Origin of the sequence: Streptomyces sp. NPDC060028, assembly GCF_042736725.1 — a bacterium.
Taxonomy (GTDB): domain Bacteria; phylum Actinomycetota; class Actinomycetes; order Streptomycetales; family Streptomycetaceae; genus Streptomyces.
On sequence record NZ_JBHWVJ010000004.1, the window covers coordinates 103,689 to 123,491 of the forward strand.

General features: G+C 72.5%; 18 protein-coding genes and 1 tRNA gene. 11 read left to right on the forward strand and 8 right to left on the reverse strand.

Features of this window, described 5'->3' with window-relative positions:
* Nucleotides 1-153: 153 nt before the first annotated feature.
* The gene (locus ACFWBF_RS03610) at nucleotides 154-720 is read right to left on the reverse strand and encodes a CGNR zinc finger domain-containing protein (protein ID WP_385594525.1); all 567 of its coding nucleotides are present in this window, start codon (nucleotides 718-720) and stop codon (nucleotides 154-156) included.
* Between the two features lie 87 nt (nucleotides 721-807).
* On the opposite strand from ACFWBF_RS03610, the gene ACFWBF_RS03615 reads away from it, so the two are divergent.
* Together ACFWBF_RS03615 and ACFWBF_RS03620 are read left to right on the forward strand one after the other, a co-directional pair.
* Nucleotides 808-1,671, forward strand: a complete 864-nt coding sequence (locus ACFWBF_RS03615) for an alpha/beta fold hydrolase (RefSeq protein ID WP_385594527.1) — start codon at nucleotides 808-810, stop codon at nucleotides 1,669-1,671.
* 29 nt (nucleotides 1,672-1,700) lie between these two features.
* On the forward strand, nucleotides 1,701-2,237 hold the full coding sequence (locus ACFWBF_RS03620) for a DUF6584 family protein (RefSeq protein ID WP_385594530.1): 537 nt from the start codon (nucleotides 1,701-1,703) through the stop codon (nucleotides 2,235-2,237).
* 27 nt (nucleotides 2,238-2,264) lie between these two features.
* Here ACFWBF_RS03620 and ACFWBF_RS03625 read toward each other — a convergent pair whose 3' ends face one another.
* The 3 genes from ACFWBF_RS03625 to ACFWBF_RS03635 all read right to left on the reverse strand — a co-directional run bounded on the left by ACFWBF_RS03625 (nucleotide 2,265) and on the right by ACFWBF_RS03635 (nucleotide 6,476).
* Nucleotides 2,265-3,161, reverse strand: coding sequence for a DivIVA domain-containing protein (locus ACFWBF_RS03625; protein ID WP_385594533.1), 897 nt, complete (start codon nucleotides 3,159-3,161; stop codon nucleotides 2,265-2,267).
* Nucleotides 3,162-3,307: 146 nt separating this feature from the next.
* Nucleotides 3,308-5,452 (reverse strand): SUKH-4 family immunity protein, encoded by a 2,145-nt coding sequence (locus ACFWBF_RS03630; RefSeq protein WP_385594536.1) that lies wholly within the window; start codon nucleotides 5,450-5,452, stop codon nucleotides 3,308-3,310.
* Between the two features lie 7 nt (nucleotides 5,453-5,459).
* Nucleotides 5,460-6,476, reverse strand: coding sequence for an SMI1/KNR4 family protein (locus ACFWBF_RS03635; protein WP_385594539.1), 1,017 nt, complete (start codon nucleotides 6,474-6,476; stop codon nucleotides 5,460-5,462).
* Nucleotides 6,477-6,706: 230 nt separating this feature from the next.
* Here ACFWBF_RS03635 and ACFWBF_RS03640 point away from each other — a divergent pair, with 230 nt between their 5' ends.
* Together ACFWBF_RS03640 and ACFWBF_RS03645 are read left to right on the forward strand one after the other, a co-directional pair.
* A complete protein-coding gene (locus ACFWBF_RS03640) occupies nucleotides 6,707-7,333 on the forward strand; it encodes a YwqJ-related putative deaminase (RefSeq protein ID WP_385594542.1) in 627 nt (208 codons plus the stop codon).
* Between the two features lie 5 nt (nucleotides 7,334-7,338).
* Nucleotides 7,339-7,848, forward strand: a complete 510-nt coding sequence (locus ACFWBF_RS03645; RefSeq protein ID WP_385594545.1) for an SUKH-3 domain-containing protein — start codon at nucleotides 7,339-7,341, stop codon at nucleotides 7,846-7,848.
* 57 nt (nucleotides 7,849-7,905) lie between these two features.
* On the opposite strand, the gene ACFWBF_RS03650 is transcribed toward ACFWBF_RS03645, so the two are convergent.
* Nucleotides 7,906-9,177, reverse strand: coding sequence for a sensor histidine kinase (locus ACFWBF_RS03650; RefSeq protein WP_385594548.1), 1,272 nt, complete (start codon nucleotides 9,175-9,177; stop codon nucleotides 7,906-7,908).
* A gap of 173 nt (nucleotides 9,178-9,350) precedes the next feature.
* Here ACFWBF_RS03650 and ACFWBF_RS03655 point away from each other — a divergent pair.
* The 5 genes from ACFWBF_RS03655 (at nucleotide 9,351) to pth (ending at nucleotide 13,584) form a co-directional block, all read left to right on the forward strand.
* Nucleotides 9,351-9,422 (forward strand) — tRNA-Gln (locus tag ACFWBF_RS03655).
* A 147-nt stretch (nucleotides 9,423-9,569) separates the two neighbouring features.
* Nucleotides 9,570-11,015 carry a bifunctional UDP-N-acetylglucosamine diphosphorylase/glucosamine-1-phosphate N-acetyltransferase GlmU gene (gene glmU / locus ACFWBF_RS03660; RefSeq protein ID WP_385594551.1) on the forward strand — a complete coding sequence of 482 codons (1,446 nt, stop codon included), beginning with the start codon at nucleotides 9,570-9,572 and terminating at the stop codon, nucleotides 11,013-11,015.
* A gap of 133 nt (nucleotides 11,016-11,148) precedes the next feature.
* Nucleotides 11,149-12,126 (forward strand): ribose-phosphate diphosphokinase, encoded by a 978-nt coding sequence (locus ACFWBF_RS03665; protein WP_112451977.1) that lies wholly within the window; start codon nucleotides 11,149-11,151, stop codon nucleotides 12,124-12,126.
* A gap of 194 nt (nucleotides 12,127-12,320) precedes the next feature.
* Nucleotides 12,321-12,902, forward strand: a complete 582-nt coding sequence (locus tag ACFWBF_RS03670; protein ID WP_385594554.1) for a 50S ribosomal protein L25/general stress protein Ctc — start codon at nucleotides 12,321-12,323, stop codon at nucleotides 12,900-12,902.
* A 91-nt stretch (nucleotides 12,903-12,993) separates the two neighbouring features.
* On the forward strand, nucleotides 12,994-13,584 hold the full coding sequence (pth, locus tag ACFWBF_RS03675) for an aminoacyl-tRNA hydrolase (RefSeq protein ID WP_385594557.1): 591 nt from the start codon (nucleotides 12,994-12,996) through the stop codon (nucleotides 13,582-13,584).
* 84 nt (nucleotides 13,585-13,668) lie between these two features.
* On the opposite strand, the gene ppc is transcribed toward pth, so the two are convergent.
* The gene (ppc, locus tag ACFWBF_RS03680) at nucleotides 13,669-16,419 is read right to left on the reverse strand and encodes a phosphoenolpyruvate carboxylase (RefSeq protein ID WP_385225955.1); all 2,751 of its coding nucleotides are present in this window, start codon (nucleotides 16,417-16,419) and stop codon (nucleotides 13,669-13,671) included.
* Nucleotides 16,420-16,732: 313 nt separating this feature from the next.
* Here ppc and ACFWBF_RS03685 point away from each other — a divergent pair, with 313 nt between their 5' ends.
* On the forward strand, nucleotides 16,733-17,710 hold the full coding sequence (locus tag ACFWBF_RS03685; protein WP_385594560.1) for an acyl-CoA desaturase: 978 nt from the start codon (nucleotides 16,733-16,735) through the stop codon (nucleotides 17,708-17,710).
* On the forward strand, nucleotides 17,707-18,381 hold the full coding sequence (locus ACFWBF_RS03690) for a TetR family transcriptional regulator (protein ID WP_385594563.1): 675 nt from the start codon (nucleotides 17,707-17,709) through the stop codon (nucleotides 18,379-18,381). The genes ACFWBF_RS03685 and ACFWBF_RS03690 overlap by 4 nt, the downstream gene beginning before the upstream one ends.
* A 99-nt stretch (nucleotides 18,382-18,480) precedes the next feature.
* Here the strand turns inward: ACFWBF_RS03690 and ACFWBF_RS03695 are convergent, their stop codons facing one another.
* Nucleotides 18,481-18,846: a VOC family protein gene (locus ACFWBF_RS03695; RefSeq protein ID WP_385594755.1), complete on the reverse strand. Its 366-nt coding sequence runs from the start codon at nucleotides 18,844-18,846 to the stop codon at nucleotides 18,481-18,483.
* A gap of 2 nt (nucleotides 18,847-18,848) precedes the next feature.
* Nucleotides 18,849-19,706: a trans-aconitate 2-methyltransferase gene (locus ACFWBF_RS03700; protein WP_385594565.1), complete on the reverse strand. Its 858-nt coding sequence runs from the start codon at nucleotides 19,704-19,706 to the stop codon at nucleotides 18,849-18,851.
* Nucleotides 19,707-19,803 lie beyond the last annotated feature (97 nt).

Genomic DNA, 19,803 nt, shown 5'->3' on the forward strand with positions numbered 1-19,803 from the left:
CCTCGCGGCGGGGGCGCGGAGCCGGCACCCCGGACGCGGCCCAAAGACCTGGGGCTCGCCCCGGACCCCGCGCCTCGAACGCCGGCGAGCTGGATCTCGGCTGATGCCGCCTGTTCGCCGCCGCGCCGCGCCGCACGCACAACGGGCCCCCGGTCAGGCCGGGGTGGGGCGGTGGCGGGCGTAGTAGCGGGCGACCCTGGCCCGGTTGCCGCAGAGCGACGCCACGCACCACCGCCGCCGCGGATTCGCCGGGAGGAACAGCAGCACGCACCCCGGCCCCTCGCACCGCCGGACCTCCCCCGCCCGCGGCCCCGTCACCAGCTCCGCCACCGCCTCGGCGAGCTCCGCCGCGAGCCGCCGCGCCGCCGGCCCGGCCCGTCGCGGGGCCGCCGTCAGGCCACCGCCGGTCCAGGCCAGCTCGGGGTGCGCCGGCGCCCCCCGCATCGCCTCGTTCAGCACCCGCAGCGCACCCCCCGGCGGCCGCTCGCCGCACCGCGCCGCTTCGACCGCCGCCCGCGCCGCCTCCCGTACGGCCTGCACGGCGGCCACCTCGGCCGCACCCACCTCCGCGACCGGGCTCAGCCGCCCGGCCTGCCCGGCCAGCCACGCGCGGAGCCCCGCCGGGTCGGCGATGAGGTCCCCGTCCGCGGGCCGGGTGTTGAGCAGGTCCAGAGCGAGGGGCTCACCGGTGAGAGGGAAGTCGGTCGAAGTCGTCGTCACGGTCACATCGCTAATGCTACACACACCCCTTGACCCGTTAGGGATCTTCGGCAAAGCTAATGGGACCGAAGCCACTGGAGGCATGTGATGACCACCGCACTGACCCACCACCGCACCGTGGACGTGGCCGGCGTCCGCGTCGCCTACCGCGAGAGCGGCCCGGCCGACGCCCCCGTCCTGCTCCTCCTCCACGGCTTCCCGACGTCCTCGCACCAGTTCGCCCGCCTGATGGACGCCCTCGGCCACACCCCGTACCGGCTGATCGCCCCCGACTACCCCGGCTTCGGCCGGACCCGGGCCCCGGAAGGGTTCACGTACACCTTCGACCGGCTCGCGGACATCGTGGAGGGGTTCACGGACGCCCTCGGGCTGGACCGCTACGCGCTGTACGTCTTCGACTTCGGCGCCCCCGTCGGCCTGCGCCTCGCCGAGCGCCGCCCCGAGCGGGTGACGGGCCTGATCGTGCAGAACGGCAACGCGTACGAGGAGGGACTGTCCGACGCCGCCCGCGAGTTCGCCGGGCTGCGCCGCGAGGTGCCGGGCGACGAGGAACGGATCCGCGGCCTCTTCACCGAGGCGGGCACCCGCTTCCAGTACGAGACCGGCGTCGCCGACACCGGTCTCCTCTCCCCCGACGCCTGGACGCTCGACGTGCACTACCTCGGCCTGCCGGGCCGCGCCGACGCCCAGGCGGACCTGGCCTTCGACTACGCCTCCAACTTCGCCCGCTACCCGGCCTGGCAGGCCTGGCTGCGCTCCGCGCGGGTGCCGGTCCTGGTCGTCTGGGGCGCGGGTGACCCCTTCTTCACGCCGGCGGGCGCGAAGGCGTACCGGCGCGACGCCCCCGACGCCGAGGTCCACGTCTTCGAGGGCGCGGGCCATTTCGCCCTGGAGACCCACCTCCCCGAGATCGCTCCGCTGATCGAGAGCTTCCTCACGAAGCTGCCCTGACGGCGCCTTCCGTCGGGGACCATGCGGCCATGACGCTCGTGGACACCCTCGCCCGCATCGACTCGGACCTCGCCGCCGGCCGGGTCCCCCTGGCGCGGCAGCGCCTGCGCGGCCTGGTGTCCTCCTTCCCCTGGGACCTGGCGCTGCGGCGCCGCCTGGCCGAGGTCTACCGGCTGTACGGGGAAGCGGCGGAGGCCGGGCGCTGGATGTACCTCGAAGCGGACCGGGACCCCGTGGAGAGCGCCGCGTTCGAGGCGCGGTACCGCCTGCCGCTGCGGCGGATGCGGGCACTGGCCTGGCACGCGCCGGAATCCCTCGCCGGCACCGCGTTCGCGGCCGAGCAGCTGGCGGCCCTGCGCGCGGCCGGCTCGCACCACGTCGGGCGCCCCGTCGAATGGACCGCGATCCCCGCCGACGACGACGGCGACGAAGGCGTCGGCCCGCTGCGCGAAGGCAGCCCGTTCCCCGACCGCCTGATCGGCGCGGGCTACGTCCTGCTGGCGCTGGTGTTCATCGCCGTCTGGTCGGTCGGCTTCGTCACCTCCGCCCACTGGCTCTGGCGGTAGGGGTCCGGGGAGGGGGACGGGCGGACCTCAGTCCGCCAGGCCCGGCGCCGCCGACCCGGCGCGACCCGTCAGGGCCGCCAGGCTGGAGCGGACGTGGTTCATGTGGGCCCGCATCTCCTCCTGGGACTCCGCGTGCTCCCGCAGGACCCGCTCCGTCTCGCGCGCGACCCGCTCCTCCCGGACCCGCGCCGCCGCGATCAGTTCGGCGGCGCGCGCCTCCGCGTCCTCCTGGCCGTGCCGCGCCGCCTCCTCGGCCTGCGCGAAGCCCCGCCGGGCCTCCTCCAGCCGGGACTCGGCGTACCGCTCCAGCTCCAGGTGGCGCGCCTCCAGTTCCGCCCCCCGCACCTCCAGCTCCCGCTCCGCCGCCTCCCACCGCTCCGCGTGCTCCTGCTCGCGCTCCGCCAGCAGCGCGTCCGACCGGCGGCGCATCTCCACCAGCGCCGCCTGCGCCTCGCCCCGCCAGGTCTTCGCGCCCTCGCGGGCCTCCGCGCGCTCCTCGTCCGCCTCCCGCTGCGCCCGCAGCAGCCCCTGCCGGGCCCGGACCTCGGTCTGCTCGCGCACCGCCTCCGCGTCGTGGCGGGCCAGTTCCGCCACCCGGTCGGCGTGCGCCTCGGCCGCGCCCAGCGTCGTCGACGCGTCCGCCCGCGCGTCCGCCCGTACGGTGTCCGCCTCTTCCTCCACCAGCAGCAGGATCCGCCGGGCGCGCTCGCTGAGTTCGTCGTACGTCTGCGGGGCCAGCGAGGACACCGCCTCGCGCAGCCGCTCCGCCTCCGCCTCCATCCGCTTCGCCAGTACGGTCAGGCGTGCCACCCGCTCCCAGGCCTCGTCCCGGCTGCCGGAGAGCCGGGCGAGGTACCGGTCCACCTCTTCCGGGCGGTATCCGCGGACGCGTACGGTCGCGAAGCCCGGACCCTGAGGTGACATGGGTGCACTCATCCTGGAAGCGCCTCTCTCGCGGGGATTCCCGTCAAGGATGCGTCATTTGCGCGCAGAAGCCGGAATGGCCGGGCCGGGACCCTGTACGAGGGTCCCGGCCCGGCCATCGAGCCGATCATCCGTTCAGCCGGTGATCAGAGCAGTCCGTCCCACATCTGCTCCAGCAGCACCGACCACCAGTTCTCCGCAGAGGCCAGCGCCGCACTGTCCAGCCCCGCCAGATTCGTCTGGAAATCGACGGTCCAGCGGCCCGCCTGCTCCGGCGTCAGGTGCTGGCGCAGCCGCCACATGTGACCCAGCATCGCCAGGCACCGTACGAACTGCGGCAGGCTGGAGTTCACGAACTGCGGCGGCACGGGCGCCCCGCCCGGACCGCCCTCCACCGGCACCGCGACGATGTGCGCGGTGCCGTACTGCACGCACAGCGCCCTGCCGAAGTCGCTGCCCACCACCAGATAGGAACCGGCGTCCGACGAAGGCTGCACCTGCCGCTGCGCCGCCAGTTCGGCCAGGGTCGGAAGCGGCGCACCCGGCACCGCCTGCGCCCAGAAGAACGGCCCGAAATCGACGGGCAGACCCGACCACATCAGCGTCTGCGCCACGATCTCCGGCACGCCCTGGCGGGACACCGCCCGCGGCTCGAAGCGGAACACGCCCTGCGGGCCGAACGCCCCCGCCAGTTCCTGCGCGATGGCCTCCAGCGGGATCGCCGGCTGGAGCGGGACCTGCGCCAGCGGCGCCCGTACCGGCGCGGGGCGCGCCGGGCCGTCCGCGACCTGGTGCAGCTCGCCCTGGTGGGTCAGCAGGTGCCGCATGCCCTGCTGGCGGCCCGCGTGGTCCGTCCCGTACGGGGCCACGCTCGTGATCCGGACCTGGGGCCAGGTCTCCCGGATCATGCGGGCGCAGTAACCGCCGGGCAGCTCGCAGGACTCCAGTTCCGTGTGCAGCTCCAGCACCTGCTGCGGCGGCACGTTCATCGCGCGCAGCTCGTGCAGGATCTGCCACTCCGGGTGCGGGGTGCCGGGCGCCGAGCGGCGGATGAGCTGCTGCTCGGAGCCGTCCGGGGCGCGGTAGCGGAGCACGGCCTGGTAGCCGGGGCCGACGGTGGGCACCCCGGGGGCCGGGGGCGCCTGCGGCCCCGGGTGCGGCTGGGGCTGCTGCGGCGCGGGGCCGGGCGGACCGGGCGGACCGGGCGGCTGCGGTACGCCGGGACCCGCCAGCATCGTGGCGGCATGGTGCGCACCACCGCCGGGAGCCCCGGGAACCCCGGGCGGACCGGGAGGCGTCGGAGCCCCGGGCGGGCCCGGAGGCACGGGCGGCTGCATGACGGCCGGACCGGCGAGCATCGTCGCGGCATGGTCGAGCCCACCACCGGGCGCACCCGGAACCCCGGGCGGGCCCGGCGGGGTCGGCGGCTGGGCGGCCGGGCCCGGGCGGTTGACCCGGGCCTTGCTCGTCGGGGCATCGGCGATGTCACTGCTCAGGGCCGGCGCGACAGCGGTCTTCGGCAGCTGGCTGCCGCCCGCCATCAGGGTCGTCTTCGCCTCGGGGGCCACCCCGGGGCGCGGCGCGTCCTCCAGGTCCGAACCGGACAGCGGCGGCGCGAACACCGTCGCCGGCAGCGGTACGGACACGTCGTCCGAGCCGGAGTGCACATCGGTACCGGCCCACGGCGTGGCCCCGGCCGGCACACCGTCGTTGGCGGTCGGCTCGTACGGGATCTCGCCCCCGCGCCGCAGCGGCACGGGAGCCGGCCCGGCATCGAACGGCTCGGGCTCCGCCACGTCAGCGGCGACAGGAGCGGGGGCCGGAGCCTCCGCCGCCGGCTCCGGAAGCGAAACCGCAACCGGCTCCGCGACCGGCTCCGGGGCAGGGGCCGGCGCAGGCGCGGGCGCCGCCGGGATCCCCGCCCGGTCCGCGGCTTCCTGCAACCACTCCGGCGGGCTCAGCATGAACGAGGTCTGCTCCGAGTCGATCCGCGGCGGCGGAACCGAAGCCTCCGAAGCGGCGGCCGCGGCCGACGCCCCGTACTCCTCCTCGTACCGACGGATCACCTCACCCACCGGCAGCCCCGGCCACAGCGTCACCTCCCCGCTGTCGCGCGCGATGACCAGCCGCTGCCGGCCGCCGCCCGAGACGGGCGCCGCCGCGCGGTCCTCGGCCCACACCACGAACCCGAGTCCGAACTCCCGTACCCGCACCTCACGGTGCTGATAGGCGGGCACGTCCCCGTTGATCCACTCCTCGGCGCGCTCCTGCGCCTGCGCAAACGTCACCATCGCGCCGTCACCCTTCCACCGGCGTCGCCGCCGGCCCCGAACCGGCCCCGGTCACCACCGGAACCGAACGCGCGAATCCGCCGTCCACCATCAGACCGGCCACCGTCTCCAGCTCCGGCGGATTGCCCGCCAGCCGCTCCAGAAAGGCGTCGAAATCCGTACCGCACGGCAGCAACAGCCGCTCCACACGCTCCTGGACCGACCATCCGTCCCGGTCGCGCGCGTCGTCGTACGGGGACAGCCAGACGGAGCCGATGCCCTCGCCCCTCACCTTGACCGCGAGCAGCCCGCCCTGGGCGAAGCCCACGCACAGGTAGTCCTTCGTCAGGTGGTCGCGCAGGCACTTGTTGACGTACACGAGGTCGTTGACCGCCGCCTCCTCGCGCACCGTGAAGAACGGCTGGTCCACCAGCAGCCCCAGGTCCACGTCGAGGCCGGCGCCCACCGGCGCGCAGCCGCCCGCCGCCTTCAGGAACGAGCGGTACGCCTCCGGCAGCCGGTAGCCGAGGTCCTCCTCGACGCCCTGCACCTGCTGCTCGGACACCGAGACCACCGACTTCGGCAGCCCCATGTGCACCGGGCGCAGCTCCTGCAATGCCCGCGTGCCGCGCTTGTCGTGGTCCACCGGCGCCGTCGCCAGTCCCGCGTGGTGCCGCAGCAGGGCCTTCACCTCGACCGGGACGAGCTCCATCCGGCGGCTGCCGGCCACGTGGTGCCAGGTCCAGCCGTGCGGGGTGGCCACCGGGCCGACGGTGTCCCACAGCTCGTGGCCGACGGCCTGCATGGCGGCGTTCGCGGAGACGTAGTCCGTCAGCCGCAGCTCGTCCACGCCGAAGCCCTCCGGCGGATCCGCGATCTCCACCGCCGCGCGGGCGTACGGGGAGAAGTCGGGATGCCCGCCCCCGTCGATGCGTACTCCGTGGGGATGCCGAGCGGCCCGGACGGGGTCCGGGAAATGCACGACCTGCCCCGAGTAAGCGGCGTTGGGTGGCGCGGCCTGCTGCCCGAGCCGACCTGTCGTCATGGCGGTAGCCCCCTGCTGGATCTGGCTGGTTCAGCACAGCCTATGTGCTTCGGCAAGAGCGTCACCCGCCTGCGAGGCGGGCACCGGCCGGGCAGCCGGGAAGATCCGAATTGATACGAATATTCGACCCCGCTTCCACACGACAGGGGACATTTGACAGGCTGTCCCCGCAGCACGGGGGCGTGCGCGACAGCGGCCACCACCGCGGCCACGGGAGGGAAAGCGCGACCATGCACAACACGGCAACACGCACAGAACCGGCTGACCCCGCTTCAGGCGCCGCGGGAGCGGATGGGGCCGCGGCGGCCCCGGGCCCCGCGGGCCCGCCGGGAAGCACCGGCACCGGCACAGGCCTCACAGGCACCGACGGCGCAGCCGCCGGCGACCCCCGCCTGCGCTGGAGCAGCCCGGACGGCCGCCCCGTCGCGCCCGCCCTGCGGTTCCGCCGCGACGGCATCCTCCCCACGGTCGCCGCCGCGCTCTCCGTACGCGGCGAGACCCTCACCGGCACCGCGGGCAAGGCCGACCAGCCGCCCGTGCTCCACGCCCTGGTGCAGGATTTCCTCGACACCCTCACCAGCGGCCAGCGGGAACGCTTCACCGGCCGATGTCCGGAGGCGATACTGCTGTCCCGCCACCTCTCTGCCGTCGAGGGCGCCCGCAGCAAGCGCGCGTCCCGCAAGCCGCTCACCCCGAGCGAGGCGCGCCGCTCCCTGAAGCACGCCAAGATCACCGCCCGCCGCATCCGCGAGGACGGCGACCCGCTGCACGGCAGCTACGCACCGCCGTGCCGCTCCTGCGACGCCCTCCTCGCCCACTTCGGCGTACGCCCCGTCGACCTCACCCATTCCGAGTAGCCGCCATGACCGCCACCTCAGCCTCCTACGACCGCTCCTCGACGACCCGTTTCCCGGTCGCCGTGGACTCCGCCCTGCGCACCGCCGGCTGGGAGCCCGGCCGCTGGGACATCAAGCAGGCCGAGTACTGGGCCGACGCGCTGCGCGACCACACCACCCGGGCCGGGCACCGGCACACCGTCTTCCCCGCCGCCGTCGAGGCGTGGGCCGAATTCGGCGGCCTGACGGTCACCGCCCCCGGTCCGGGCCGCCAGATAGCCCCGGCGGTGGTGCGGCTGGACCCCCTGACCGGGCTGCACCTGGCCCGTACCTTCGCCGATCTCGGGCGCGCGCTGTCCACGCAGCTGTGCCCGCTGGGCGTCGAGGCCGACGGAGGCTCCCACCTGGCGCTGGACCGCGAGGGCCGCGTCTACGGCATCGACCACACCGGCGACTGGTACCTGGGCGCAACCCTGGACGAGGCCCTCACCCTCCTCCTGACGGGCCTCCAGCCCATCCGCCTCACGACGTCCTGACGGTGCGGCGCCGCTCCCGGGGGCTGGGGCGGAGCCCCGGCAGCGGCGCCGGGCCGCCTACCGGACCGGGAGCACCGCCGAGACCCTGAACCCACCCTCGTCGGTGGGACCCGACACGAAGACCCCGCCCAGCCCGAGCACACGCTCCCGCATCCCGACGAGCCCGTTGCCGCCACTCGGCAGCCCCGGCTCATCGGCCTTGCCGTCGCACGGCCCGTTCTCCACCTGCATGGCCACTTCCCCGTCGCGATGGGCCAGGCGTACGACGACCTTCGCGCCCGGCGCGTGCTTGTGGCAGTTGGTCAGCGCCTCCTGCACCACGCGGTACGCCGTCTGCTGCACCGGGGCCGGGTACCCGGCCCCCGCCCCCGCCCCCCGGACGTCCAGCTCCACGGCCATCCCGGCGGCCCTGGACTGCCCGACCAGCGCCTCCAGCTCCTCCAGCGACGGCCCGTCCTCGAAGCTCCCGACCAGCGCCAAGGGCACCAAGGGCGCCACCATCGCGGGCACCGGTTTGGGCGACTCGGCGCGCAGCACCCCGAGCATCTCCCGGAGTTCCGTCAGCGCCTGGCGCCCCATGTCACCCACCAGGGCGGCGTTCTTCATCGCCTTCACCGGGTCCTTGGCGGCAACCGCCTGCAGGGCCGCCGCGTGCACCACCATCAGCGACACCCGGTGTGCCACGACGTCGTGCATCTCCCGCGCGATCCGGGTGCGTTCCTCCGTACGGGCCCACTCGGCCCGCTCCTCGGCCCGGTCCGCCAGCAGCGACAGCTCCCGCTCCAGCGAGTCCGCCCGCTCCTGCAGGCTCTCCATCAGCCGCCGCCGGGCCCCTATGTACAGGCCGAGCAGCACCGGCGGCACCGTCAGCGCCACCGCCACGAAGCCGGAGAGCACGATGACGAGCGTGCGGTCGGCCTCCACGTCCCCCTGGGTCCGCATGTACATCACCACGAAGGTCGCGGCCAGTGACATCGAGGTGAGGATCGCGGTGATCCTCCGGGGCACCTCGGAGGTGGCGAGGGTGTACAGCCCCACCACGCCCAGCAGGAACCCCATGGCGGCCGGCGACACCGCGATGCCGATCAGCACCACGGCGATCGGCCAGCGCCGCCGCAGCACGAGCGCGGCCCCGACCACGATCCCGAACAGCACCCCGACGGCCACGGGCACCCCGGCCTCGTGGGCGAACGACACCCCCTCCACGGCGCACTCGACGGCGGACACCCCGCCGAGCCCCACATCCAGCGCGGCTCCCCGCCGCCTCTCCCACCACAGCGGCCCGTCCCGCTCTGCCGCCCCGTCCTGCTCTTCCCCCGTACCGGTCATGCCGTCCAGCCTACGGGCGCCCTCCCTTTCGGCTCCGGCATTACTTGTCCTCCCTTCTTTGTCCTCGACACGGCTCGGCCGAGTACCGTCGCGGTGAGGGCGGGTGGTACGGCATAGTAGGGACGGCCAGCTTGATCGGTCTCGCGAAATGTCCGATTAGGCGATATTCGCTATCCCCTGTGGTGTAATTGGCAGCACTGAGGCTTTTGGTGCCTTATGTTCGGGTTCGAGTCCTGACAGGGGAGCTTCTCAAGAATTCGGGTCCTGACCACCGGTCGGGACCCTTTCTCATTGCGCTCCCCCGTCCGGCGGGGCCACGGCCGCCAGTCCAGGGGCACTTCGGGCACCGGTATCCTTCACGGGTCCACCACCCGAAGCCGAAGGGCACACCCGTGAGCGCCAACCGCCCGGCAGCCGTCGTCGTACTCGCAGCGGGTGAAGGCACCCGCATGAAGTCGGCCACACCCAAGGTTCTGCACGAGATCAGCGGGCGCTCGCTCGTCGGTCACGTCGTCGCCGCCTCCCGTGAGCTGGACCCCGCCCACCTCGTCGTCGTCGTCGGACACGCCCGCGAGCAGGTCGCCCTGCACCTCGCCGAAACCGACGCCGACGTCCGCACCGCCGTCCAGTACGAGCAGAACGGCACGGGCCACGCCGTCCGCATGGCGCTCGAAGAACTCGGGGGCACCGTCGAAGGCACCGTCGTGGTCGTCTGCGGCGACACCCCGCTGCTCACCGGCGAGACCCTCGGCGCCCTCGTCGCCACGCACGACGCCGACGGCAACGCCGTCACCGTGCTCACCGCCGAGGTGCCGGACTCCACCGGGTACGGACGCATCATCCGCGCCGCCGACGGGGCGGTCACCGCCATCGTCGAGCACAAGGACGCCACCGACGCCCAGCGCGCCATCCGCGAGATCAACTCCGGCGTCTTCGCCTTCGACGGCGCCCTGCTGACCGAGGCGCTCGGCAAGGTCCGCACCGACAACAGCCAGGGCGAGGAGTACCTCACCGACGTACTCGGCATCCTGCGCGAGGCCGGCCACCGCGTCGGCGCGGCCGTCGGCGCCGACCACCGCCAGATCCTCGGCATCAACAACCGCGTCCAGCTCGCCGAGGCCCGCGCGCTGCTCAACGCACGTCTGCTGGAGCGCGCCATGCTCGCCGGCGTGACGATCGTCGACCCGGCCAGCACCCTCGTGGACGTGACGGTCACCTTCGGCCAGGACGCAGTCGTCCACCCGGGCACCCAGCTCCTCGGCGCCACCCACATCGGCGAAGGGGCCGAGGTCGGCCCCAACAGCCGCCTCAAGGACACCCGCGTCGGGCCGCGCGCCACCATGGTCAACACGGTGGCCGACAACGCCGTGGTCGGCGAGTCGGCGACCGTCGGCCCCTTCGCGTACCTGCGCCCGGGGACCAACCTCGGCGCCAAGTCCAAGGCCGGCACGTACGTGGAGATGAAGAACGCGACGATCGGCGAGGGCACCAAGGTGCCCCACCTGTCGTACGTGGGCGACGCGACGATCGGCGAGTACACGAACATCGGCGCCGCGAGCGTCTTCGTGAACTACGACGGCGAGCACAAGCACCACACCACCGTCGGATCACACTGCAAGACGGGCTCGGACAACATGTTTGTGGCTCCCGTCACCATCGGGGACGGCGCCTACACGGCCGCCGGCTCGGTGATCACGAAGGATGTGCCGGCCGGCGCACTGGCCGTGGCCCGTGGCCAGCAGCGGAATATCGAGGGCTGGGTGGCCCGCAAGCGTCCGGGAAGTGCCGCCGCGACAGCGGCCCAGTCGGCAGTCCAGGAGGACTCCGACCAGCGCTGAGGTGAACTGACCGGAAACGGGTACGTCGGAGACGGCGTACCGTGATAGGTGCACGCAATTCGGCTGGCTCACCGTGTGCGGGACGGACGCGCATGGGGGCGAGCAGCTTTCCCACGTCTGAGGAGACAGTGCTGTGACCGGGATCAAGACGACCGGCGAGAAGAAGCTCATGCTCTTCTCCGGCCGCGCCCACCCCGAGCTGGCCGAGGAGGTCGCACACCAGCTGGGAGTCGGCCTCGTGCCGACCAAGGCTTTCGACTTCGCGAACGGTGAGATCTACGTCCGCTTCCAAGAGTCGGCTCGTGGCGCGGACTGCTTCCTGATCCAGAGCCACACGGCTCCGATCAACAAGTGGATCATGGAGCAGCTGATCATGATCGACGCGCTCAAGCGCGCGTCGGCACGCTCCATCACCGTGATCGTCCCGTCCTACGGGTACGCCCGCCAGGACAAGAAGCACAAGGGCCGCGAGCCGATCTCGGCGCGCCTGGTCGCGGACCTGCTCAAGACCGCGGGCGCCGACCGCATCCTGACGGTCGACCTGCACACCGACCAGATCCAGGGCTTCTTCGACGGCCCGGTCGACCACCTCTCCGCCCTGTCGGTCCTCGCGGACTACGTGGGCGCCAAGGTGGACCGCTCCAAGCTGACGATCGTCTCCCCGGACGCCGGCCGCGTGCGCGTGGCCGACCGCTGGTGCGACCGCCTGGACGCGCCGCTGGCCATCGTGCACAAGCGCCGTGACAAGGACGTCGCCAACCAGGTGACCGTCCACGAGGTCGTCGGTGAGGTCAAGGGCCGCGTCTGCGTCCTGGTCGACGACATGATCGACACGGGTGGCACCATCTGCGCCGCCGCCGACGCGCTCTTCGCGCACGGCGCGGAGGACGTCATCGTGACGGCCACGCACGGCATCCTGTCGGGCCCGGCGGCCGACCGCCTGAAGAACTCCAAGGTCAGCGAGTTCGTCTTCACGAACACCCTGCCGGACCCGTCCGACCTGGAACTCGACAAGATCACGGTCCTGTCGATCGCCCCGATGATCGCCCGCGCGGTGCGCGAGGTCTTCGAGGACGGCTCCGTCACCAGCCTCTTCGAAGAGCAGCAGTAACGAAGAGCGGCAGCAACCGGGACCACGGAAGATCCTTTTGAAGTACGGCCTCCCCGCCGGGTAGACTCTGCGAGTTGCTCGGCGAGGGAGGCCGTACCTTTTGGTACCGGCTCTCCGTTATCGACGCGCTCTTCGTAGCAGGCCGTTCCGGCCGGGTGACTCGTCCGATTTTCGTCACCCCACGAGGAGTGAGCATGTCCGAGATCAAGCTTTCCGCCCAGCTCCGCACCAGCTTCGGCAAGGGCTCCGCCCGCCAGGCCCGTCGCGACGCGATGGTTCCCGGCGTCATCTACGGCCACGGCAACGACACGAAGCACGTCAACGTCGAGGGCCACGGCCTGCAGCTGGCGCTCCGCACCCCCAACGTCCTGCTCTCCCTGGACATCGAGGGCGCCGGCACCGAGCTGGTCATCCCGAAGGCCGTGCAGAAGCACCCCCTGAAGCGCTCGATCTCCCACGTCGACTACCTGATCGTCAAGAAGGGCGAGAAGGTCACCGTCGACGTCGCGATCGTCACCGAGGGCGACCTGGCCGCCGGCGGCAACATGCTGGAGACCCTCCAGAACACCATCTCCGTCGAGGCCGAGGCCACCCACATCCCGACCGAGGTCACCGTCTCCATCGCGGGCCTCCAGGCCGGCGACACCATCCACGCCAAGGACCTGGTCCTGCCGGCCGGCACCACGCTGGCCGTCGACGGTGACATCGCCGTCCTGCAGGTCGTCGCCCCGCAGGCCGAGGAGCCGGCCGCCGAGGCCGAGGGCACCGAGGCCTGAGCCTCGCCCTTCCCCCTCAGCACTTGCTGACCGACCGCCGTCCGGCTCCACTGGAGCGGGACGGCGGTCGTTCTCGTATAAGGAGCTTTTGATGTCGGACGACGCGGCGCCCTGGCTGATCGTCGGCCTCGGGAACCCCGGGCCGGAGTACGCGGGCAACCGCCACAACATCGGGTTCATGGTGGCCGACCTGCTGGCGGACCGGATGCGCGGGAAGTTCAAGGCGCACAAGGCCCGCGCCCAGGTGGTCGAGGGCCGCATCGGCCCGCCCGGCCCCGCGAACCGCAGGGTGGTGCTGGCCAAGCCCCTGTCGTTCATGAACCTGTCCGGCGGCCCCGTGACGGCGCTGCGGGACTTCTACAAGGTGCCGCTGGAGCGGATCGTCGCGGTCCACGACGAGCTGGACATCGACTACCCGACGCTGCGCCTGAAGCTGGGCGGCGGGGACAACGGCCACAACGGCCTGAAGTCGATGACGAAGTCGATGGGCCCGGACTACCACCGGGTCCGCTGCGGCATCGGCCGCCCGCCGGGGCGTATGCAGGTCGCCGACTTCGTGCTGAAGGACTTCTCCTCCACGGAGCGCAAGGAACTCGACTGGTTCGTGGACCGCGCCGCCGACGCCGTGGAATGTCTGATCACCGAGGGCCTGGAGCGCGCCCAGTCGGCGTACAACTCCTGAGAGCGCCGCTACGGAGATCGTACGAGGAGAGCCCCCGCACCGTCGCGTCGTCGCGGTGCGGGGGCTCTCCTCGTACGGGCTCGCTCAGCCGGTGTTGCGCAGGCCGGCCGCGACTCCGTTGACCGTGAGGAGCAGGGCGCGGGAGAGGATCGGGTCCACTTCCTCGCCGGCCTCGGCCGCCGCGCGCTGGCGGGCCAGCAGGGACACCTGGAGGTAGGAGATCGGGTCCAGGTAGGCGTCACGGACGGAGAAGGTCTGCTGGAGCACCGGGTTGGAGTCCAGGAGCCGCTCGCCGCCGGTGATCCGCAGGACCTCGCGCACGGTCAGCTCGTGCTCGGCCTCGATCCGGGCGAAGACGTGCTTGAGGTGCTCGGGCACGAGGGTGTCGACGTAGTGGCGGGCGATCCGCAGGTCCGTCTTGGCCAGCGTCATCTCGACGTTGGACAGGAAGTTGCGGAAGAAGTGCCAGCGCTTGCCCATCTCGGCGAGCGCGTCCCCCTGACCGGCCTCGCGCAGGGCCTTCAGGCCCGAGCCGACCCCGTACCAGCCGGGGACGATCTGGCGGGACTGGGTCCAGCCGAACACCCACGGGATGGCGCGCAGGCCGTCGAGGCCCGCGCCGGAGTCGGGACGCCGCGAGGGGCGCGAGCCAAGGTGCAGGTCGGCGAGCTGGTCGACCGGGGTCGCGGCGAAGAAGTACGCCGGCAGGTCCGGGTCCTCGACGAGCGCCCGGTACGCGCCGTGCGCGGCGTCGGAGACGATGTCCATCGCCGCGTCCCACCGGGCCAGGGCGTCCTCGGACTGGCGCGGGGAGGTGTGCAGGGCGGAGGCCTGCAGGGTCGCCGCGACGGTCAGTTCGAGGTTCTCACGGGCCAGCGAGGGGACGAGGTACTTGTCGGAGATGACCTCGCCCTGCTCGGTGACCTTGATCTCGCCCTCCAGGGTGCCCCAGGGCTGGGCGAGGATCGCGTCGTGCGAGGGGCCGCCACCGCGGCCGACGGTGCCGCCGCGGCCGTGGAAGAGCCGCAGCCGCACGCCGTAGCGGTGGGCGACGTCGCGCAGCCGGCGCTGGGCGCGGTGGATCTCCCACTGGGAGGTGGTGATGCCGCCGAACTTGGAGGAGTCGGAGTAGCCGAGCATGACCTCCTGGACGTCGCCGCGCAGCGAGACCAGCCGCCGGTAGGACGGGTCGGCCAGCATCTCGTCGAGGATGACGTCGGCGGCGCGCAGCTCGTCGGTGGTCTCCAGGAGCGGCACGATGCCGATCTTGGCCCAGCCGGCGTGCAGGTCGAGCAGGCCGGCCTCGCGGGCGAGGACGGCCGCGGCGAAGACGTCGTCGGCGCCCTGGCACATCGAGATGATGTAGGACTCGATGACCTCGGGGCCGAACTTCTCGAAGGCGTCCTTGATGGCGCCGAAGACACCGAGGGTCTTCTGCCCGGCGGCATCCAGGGGGGCCGGGGTGGGGGCCAGCGGGCGGCGCGAGCGCAGCTCCTTGGCCAGGAGCTTGCCCCGGTAGTCGCGCGGCATGTCGGCGTAGCGCCAGGACTCCTCGCCGAGCCGGTCGAAGAGCTGGCCCAGCGCGTGGTGGTGGGCGTCCGCGTGCTCGCGTACGTCCATGGTCGCGAGCTGGAGGCCGAAGGCGGCCAGCGTGCGGATCGTACGGTCCATGCGGCCGTCGGCGAAGAGCGCGCCGCGGTGCTCGCGCAGCGAGGTCTGGATGAGGGTGAGGTCGGCGAGCAGCTCGGCGGTGCCGAGGTAGTCGCGGCCCTCCTCGTGGGGGATGCCCTTGGCGAGGCGCTCGCGGGTGTTGACGAGCTTCTGCCGGATGCAGGTGGCCTTGAGGCGGTACGGCTCCTCGGCGTTCAGCCGCTTGTAGCGCGGGCTGATCTCGGGGAGGCGTTCCAGGTCGGCCTGGAGGGAGGAGAGGAGTTCCTCCGTGGCCCCGGTGTAGCGGATGGAGTTCGACAGCAGCCCGCGCAGGAAGTCGACGAGTTCGAGGGCGTCGGTGATGCCGTGCTCGTGCTGGAGGATCAGCACGTCCCGGGTGACGTCGGGGGTGACGTTGGGGTTGCCGTCGCGGTCGCCGCCGATCCAGGTGCCGAAGGTGAGCGGACGGGTGCCCGGGGGCAGCTCCACGCCGACGCGCTGGAGCTCGGCGGCCAGGTCCTCCAGGACGTCGCCGACGGCGCCGGCGTGCAGCTCGTCGAGGTAGTAGATGGCGTTGCGGGCCTCGTCGGCGGGCTCGGGGCGGACCACGCGCAGCTCGTCGGTCTGCCAGACGAGGTCGATGTTCTCGGCCAGGCGCAGGTCGTGGCGACGGCGCTCGCCGGCTCCGGCGACGGGCTCCTCCAGCAGGGCGGCGATGCGGCGCAGCTTGTTCAGGACGCTGCGGCGGGCGGCCTCGGTGGGGTGCGCGGTGAAGACGGGGCGGACGTTGAGGTTGCGGACCGTCGCGCGCAGGTGCTCGGGATCGGCGTCCTTGAGCATGTCGGCGGTGCGGGCGAGGAGACCGCCCTCGGCGGCGCGGTGGGCGCGCAGCTCCTTGCCGCGGTGCACCTGCTCGGTGACGTTGGCGAGGTGGAAGTAGGTGGAGAAGGCGCGCACCAGCTTGGCGGCGGTCTCCAGGTCGGTGTCGCCGAGCAGCGCGGCGGCGGCTTCGCCGTCGGTGCGGGTCAGGGCGCGCACTTGTTCGACGAGGTCGAGGAGTTCCTGGCCCTCCTGGCGTACGAGGGTCTCGCCGAGGAGATCGCCGAGGCGGCGGATGTCCGCGCGCAGCTCTGCGTTCGCGGCGGCTTCCGTGGTGCGGGCGGGGGCCTGGTCAGCACTGCTCACAGGTGCGGCTCCTTGCAGTGTTCGAGCGCTACTGGGAGGTGGGCTCCCGGGATGCGCACGGCCGTGGCCGATCCTGATGCGCAGCTCGGGCTGCCCGTGCGGACCGCGCTGTCCGACGACACCAGGATAGGTGTCCCGCCCTCGTGCCTCGGTATACGTGTCACCAGGCGGGACGGGGAACCCGCTCGGCGGGGGTCCCGGCCGTGCTCCTCTTGCCGCGGGGCTGAGCTTTGCCATACTTACGTTGCCGTAGGTTACGGGTCCGTAGGGACCGTGATCCGACACCTGCCGACCTCACCCCCAGAGGACATCCATGACCACCAGCCCCGATTTGATCGAGGGCGCCACGCCCTCCGACACGTCCGAGCCGTCCGCGACCCTCGGCGGCGAGAGCAAGCGGTCCATCGAGCAGATCGCACTGCTGTTCTTCATCACCGTTCCCTTCCTGGCACTGCTGGCGGCGGTCCCGCTGGCCTGGGGCTGGGGGGTGAGCTGGCTGGACCTCGGCCTGATGGTGTTCATGTACTTCCTGGCCTGCCACGGCATCACCATCGGCTTCCACCGCTACTTCACGCACGGCTCCTTCAAGGCGAAGCGGCCGCTGCGGATCGTGCTGGCCGTGATGGGCTCGATGGCCGTCGAGGGTCCGCTGGTGCGCTGGGTGGCCGACCACCGCAAGCACCACAAGTACTCCGACCACGAGGGCGACCCGCACTCGCCGTGGCGCTTCGGGGAGACCCTGCCGGCGCTGATGAAGGGCCTGTGGTGGGCGCACATCGGCTGGCTCTTCGACGAGGAGCAGACCGATCAGCAGAAGTACGCCCCGGACCTGATCAAGGACCCGGCGATCCGGCGGATCTCGCGTGACTTCGTCTTCTGGACGATTTTCTCGCTGGCGATCCCGCCGCTGGTGGGCGGCCTGGTGACGATGTCCTGGTGGGGCGCGTTCACGGCGTTCTTCTGGGGCTCCCTGGTACGGGTCGCGCTGCTGCACCACGTGACGTGGTCCATCAACTCGATCTGCCACGCGGTGGGCAAGCGCCCCTTCAAGTCCCGCGACCGCTCGGGCAACGTCTGGTGGCTCGCGGTGCTCTCCTGCGGGGAGTCCTGGCACAACCTGCACCACGCCGACCCGACCTCGGCCCGCCACGGCGTGCTGCGCGGTCAGGTCGACTCCAGCGCGCGGCTGATCCGCTGGTTCGAGCAGGCCGGCTGGGCCTCGGACGTGCGCTGGCCCTCCGAGGCCCGCATCGACGCCCGGCGCAGGGAAAACGAGTCGAACGCGGCATGATGGGGGGCGTGGCGATCGACGGCAGTACCTCCAGCAGCGACAAGCCCAGGCGGGGCCGCCGGGTCCGGATGACGGGGGCGGAGCGCCGTCAGCAACTGCTGGACATCGGTCGGACCCTGTTCGCGGAGAAGGGTTTCGAAGGCACCTCGGTGGAGGAGATCGCGGCGAAGGCCGGGGTGTCCAAGCCGGTGGTGTACGAGCACTTCGGGGGCAAGGAAGGCTTGTACGCGGTCGTCGTGGACCGGGAGATGCGCCAGCTGCTCGACGGGGTGACGGGCGCGCTGACGGCCGGGCACCCGCGGGAGCTGCTGGAGCAGGCGGCGTTCGCGCTGCTGGACTACATCGAGTCGTACACGGACGGCTTCCGGATCCTCGTGCGGGACTCCCCCGTGGCCCAGTCCACGGGCACCTTCGCCTCGCTGATCAGCGATATCGCCACGCAGGTCGAGGACATCCTGGGGCTGGAGTTCAAGGCGCGCGGTTTTGACCCGAAGCTGGCCCCGCTCTACGCGCAGGCGCTGGTCGGGATGGTCGCGCTGACCGGGCAGTGGTGGCTGGACGTGCGCCGGCCGAAGAAGGCCGAGGTCGCGGCGCACCTGGTGAACCTGGCCTGGCACGGGCTGGACGGGCTGGAGTCCAAGCCGCGGCTGGTGGGCCACCGCAAGAGCTGAGCCCCGTACGCGAAGGCGTGCACACGGCGGCGCCCCGTCACCGCGGATCCGGTGGCGGGGCGCCGTCGCGTCACATGCGGCTCAGGCGGCTCGATCAGCTCATGTCGTGAAGGGTTCCAAAAACTCCAGCCGGTTGCCCACGGGGTCCTCGGAGTGGAAACGGCGGTGGCCCGGCAGTTCGTCGTCCCAGACGACCTTCGCGCCCCGCTCCTCCAGTCGTCTCGCGTAGGCCTCGATGCCGGTCACCCGGAGTCCCGGGTGCGCCTTGCGGGCGGGCCGGAACTCCTCCTCGACGCCCAGGTGCAGTTGCACCGGCCCGGCGGCGAACCAGCACCCGCCGCGCGCCGCGAGGACGGGCGGCTTCGGGATCTCGGTCATGCCGAGGACGTCCTGGTAGTACGCGCGCAGCCGGTCCTCCGAGCCGGGTGGCGCGGCGAGTTGCACGTGGTCGACGGCGCTGAGCACGGTCATGCCTCCTTGCGGGCGACGGCGAAGATGCGGCGGAACGGGAACACGGTGCCCCGCGGCCCGGGCGGATAGGCCCCGCGCAGGAGGTCCCGGTACTCGGCGAGGAAGGCGTCGACGGACTCCCGGTCGTCCCCCAGGGCGGTGAGCACCGGCCGCAGTGCGGTGCCCTTGACCCAGTCCAGCACCGGGTCGGGGCCGTCGAGGAGCTGGTAGTACGTCGTCTCCCACGCCTCGACGGCGCAGCCGAGCTCGGTCAACCGCTCCAGGTACTCGGCGGATTCGAGGAAGTGGACGTAGCGCGCCCCGTGCCCGGCGAGCCGCGCCCGCCAGTGCGGGGTGTCGCAGAGGTCGGCGAGGAGCCGGTGGCTGGGGGCGGTGTAGTTGCCGGGGATCTGGAAGGCGAAGGTCCCGCCGGGGCGCAGCCCGTTGATCCAGGCGGCGAAGGAGCCGGGGTGGTTGGGGACCCACTGGAGCGCGGCGTTGGAGACGATCAGGTCGTAGGGCTCCTCGGGGAGCCAGTCGGCCAGGTCTCCCGGGCGGAAGTCGAGGCTGCCGCCCCCGCTCGTGGGGCCGGCGTACTCCGCCTTCGCGCGGTGGAGCATCTCCGGGGAGAGGTCGAAGCCGGTGATGCGGGCCTCGGGCCAGCGGTCGGCGAGCAGGGTGGTGACGTTGCCGGGGCCGCAGCCGAGGTCGGCGATGCGGGCGGGCCGGGCGGGCAGCTCCGGTATGCGGGCCAGGAGGTCCAGGAAGGGCCGGGTCCGGTGGCCGGCGTGTCGGAGGTACTGCTGCGGGTCCCAGGTCGGTGCGGACGGCGCGGTGGAGGTGGTGATCCTGGCCGAGGCGGTATCGGAATGCATGTTCGAGCCTCCTTGCTGGTGGGGCAGGCGGAAACGGAAGCTGTTCCGGCCACCTCCATGCCCCATGGTCGCTCAGAATATATCTTGACGTCAAGAA

Excerpts from the sequence above, each read along its gene's own strand:
- ACFWBF_RS03615 (WP_385594527.1), top strand. The coding sequence starts at position 808 with ATGACCACCGCACTGACCCACCACCGCACCGTGGACGTGGCCGGCGTC.
- ACFWBF_RS03620 (WP_385594530.1), top strand. The coding sequence starts at position 1,701 with ATGACGCTCGTGGACACCCTCGCCCGCATCGACTCGGACCTCGCCGCC.
- ACFWBF_RS03625 (WP_385594533.1), bottom strand. The coding sequence starts at position 3,161 with ATGTCACCTCAGGGTCCGGGCTTCGCGACCGTACGCGTCCGCGGATAC.
- ACFWBF_RS03630 (WP_385594536.1), bottom strand. The coding sequence starts at position 5,452 with ATGGTGACGTTTGCGCAGGCGCAGGAGCGCGCCGAGGAGTGGATCAAC.
- ACFWBF_RS03635 (WP_385594539.1), bottom strand. The coding sequence starts at position 6,476 with ATGACGACAGGTCGGCTCGGGCAGCAGGCCGCGCCACCCAACGCCGCT.
- ACFWBF_RS03640 (WP_385594542.1), top strand. The coding sequence starts at position 6,707 with ATGCACAACACGGCAACACGCACAGAACCGGCTGACCCCGCTTCAGGC.
- ACFWBF_RS03645 (WP_385594545.1), top strand. The coding sequence starts at position 7,339 with ATGACCGCCACCTCAGCCTCCTACGACCGCTCCTCGACGACCCGTTTC.
- ACFWBF_RS03650 (WP_385594548.1), bottom strand. The coding sequence starts at position 9,177 with ATGACCGGTACGGGGGAAGAGCAGGACGGGGCGGCAGAGCGGGACGGG.
- ACFWBF_RS03670 (WP_385594554.1), top strand. The coding sequence starts at position 12,321 with ATGTCCGAGATCAAGCTTTCCGCCCAGCTCCGCACCAGCTTCGGCAAG.
- pth (WP_385594557.1), top strand. The coding sequence starts at position 12,994 with ATGTCGGACGACGCGGCGCCCTGGCTGATCGTCGGCCTCGGGAACCCC.
- ACFWBF_RS03685 (WP_385594560.1), top strand. The coding sequence starts at position 16,733 with ATGACCACCAGCCCCGATTTGATCGAGGGCGCCACGCCCTCCGACACG.
- ACFWBF_RS03690 (WP_385594563.1), top strand. The coding sequence starts at position 17,707 with ATGATGGGGGGCGTGGCGATCGACGGCAGTACCTCCAGCAGCGACAAG.
- ACFWBF_RS03700 (WP_385594565.1), bottom strand. The coding sequence starts at position 19,706 with ATGCATTCCGATACCGCCTCGGCCAGGATCACCACCTCCACCGCGCCG.